Source organism: Candidatus Aminicenantes bacterium (assembly GCA_026393795.1).
Classification (GTDB): Bacteria; Acidobacteriota; Aminicenantia; order UBA2199; family UBA2199; genus UBA2199.
Genome location: JAPKZL010000241.1, coordinates 1 through 1,808, shown reverse-complemented (window position 1 = coordinate 1,808; position 1,808 = coordinate 1). Strand labels below are relative to the sequence as shown.

Annotated in this window: 4 protein-coding genes; 1 reads left to right on the top strand and 3 read right to left on the bottom strand. The window is 49.5% G+C overall.

Translation table 11 applies throughout. The features are described 5' to 3' along the window. Positions 1–185, bottom strand: a 185-nt coding sequence (locus NTW95_12445; GenBank protein MCX6558217.1) for an AbrB/MazE/SpoVT family DNA-binding domain-containing protein, incomplete at its 3' end; no start/stop codon positions are given. Between the two features lie 87 nt (positions 186–272). Between NTW95_12445 and NTW95_12440 the strand changes: the two genes are divergently transcribed. Beyond that, positions 273–521 carry a hypothetical protein gene (locus NTW95_12440; GenBank protein MCX6558216.1) on the top strand — a complete coding sequence of 83 codons (249 nt, stop codon included), beginning with the start codon at positions 273–275 and terminating at the stop codon, positions 519–521. A gap of 6 nt (positions 522–527) precedes the next feature. On the opposite strand, the gene NTW95_12435 is transcribed toward NTW95_12440, so the two are convergent. Beyond that, a complete protein-coding gene (locus NTW95_12435; GenBank protein ID MCX6558215.1) occupies positions 528–848 on the bottom strand; it encodes a hypothetical protein in 321 nt (106 codons plus the stop codon). Positions 849–1,065: 217 nt separating this feature from the next. After that, positions 1,066–1,808 (bottom strand): hypothetical protein (locus tag NTW95_12430; protein ID MCX6558214.1); only part of this gene is annotated, 743 nt, incomplete at its 5' end.

The window sequence follows — 1,808 nt, the reverse complement described above, 5'->3', positions numbered from 1 at the left end:
TTGAATTCCGTATTGATGCCCTTGAGGAATCCACGGAGTTCATTGATATCGCATTCCGGAATAAGCTCGATGCGTCCGGCATATTCAATCACCTGCATTTTTTGGCCCGGACGAAGGTTAAATGCCTTTCTGACTGTCTTGGGTATAACGATTTGATATTTTGGCGACACGGTTACTGTTTGCATGTCAATACCTCCATCGATCCATTTTGTATTACGATATCATGATCGATATGGTTTTGTCAATTTTATTAATAATCCAACGATAACAAAGTGAAAGCTGGTGACGAGGATGATTTCTGGAACCTGGAGATCGAACCCCTAAGGCTTTTGGGATGTATCTCCAAACAAATTGCTGAAAGTTTCTTTCAATCGCGAATCGGAAAATATCTTTTTACCGCCATGCCCCAGACTCAGCGCATGATGAAGCGCCCCGCGTATATCAATCTCATCCGCTGCATTATTCAAAATATCTCGGTTTCCTCTAATATCACACAAAAGGGACGGACTATGAAAATATGAAAATGTTTATTTCGGCCCCTCTTTCTTCTTGCTAAAATTGTGGTACAAACGGGACATTGACAAATAATGCAAATCGGAAAAGATCGGTATTTCAATAATTTCCCGGTACTTCAAGCCCGTCAAATCATGCAAAAGTACCAGCAGTTCCGTTCGCAATCGTTTTCCATTCAATTTTCCTATATTTATATCATCAATTTTTATACCCTTATCCCGTTCAAACTCTTGAATTACCTTGGCTACTGGTTCAAAGTAAAAATCGTCCCGCCGCTTTTTCTTCATCCCGTCCGGCTCTAATCTTCGCTCATAACGCTCCAATGCCTTTTCCACAAACGATTCATCCCCTAACACAGGATCATTGAATATCAAACCATCAATTTAAAGCACGGCATCAACAAAGTCGGCATTTCCGATTTGATCGTGTTGCAAAATGTGGTTGATCACGATTTGACTTTGTTTTCGGCGGACAAACACTTTTTCCTGATGCAGCCGCATGTCAAGTTTTCACTATATAAAATCCCCCAAGATCGCCTCAGTTGATACGTGTTCACGGCTCCGGGTGATTGCCCGTTGCGCCGATGGCCGCGGCGAGCCTTTCCAACTCGGCGATGACGACGGCGTGGTCGGCTGCGTAGTTGACGGGACGTACCGTGAATTCGGCCTGGCTGGTCACGCGGATGATTGCCTTGTCGGGCGCCTGCATGATCTTCCACGGTTCCCCGGTCAGCTCGTTCACTCCCAGGTCGGAAACGAGCAGGGCGACCACTTCGTTGGCATTCATGCCGAAACGCTGCAGCCGTTCCAGCAGCAAGGCCAGCTTGACCAGCGTGCGGCCGGCCCGGAGGGAATCGTGCCAGCGGTAAAAGCGGTCCGAGCCGACGTTCGGCCACTCCTCGCCGTCACCATGGCGGAAACGGTCCAGTAGTCTGTTGACTTCCTCTTGCGGCGGGTTGGCCGACAGCGACTCCCTGGCCCGGCTCTCGGCGGACAGGGTCTGCCAGAGGATGAGGTTGCGGGTGCTCAGCTTGGCCATGAAACGGAATTTGCCGAACCAGAAATAGCCGGGCCCCGTCCACCAGTTCTCGTTGAAGTCCTCCTGGCGCACCGCCTGCAGGTCGTCTAGGTAGGCCGCTTGAAAAAAGCGTCCATCGCCCATTTTTTTCAGGAGATAGAGCAGCAGGGGTTCGATCCTTTCCAATTGCTTTCTGGCCGGTTCTATGTCATTGGACAGAGCCAGCAGGACGATCTCCTGGCAAAAAACGGGGAAATGGGCGGCAGCTTGGGCGTGAT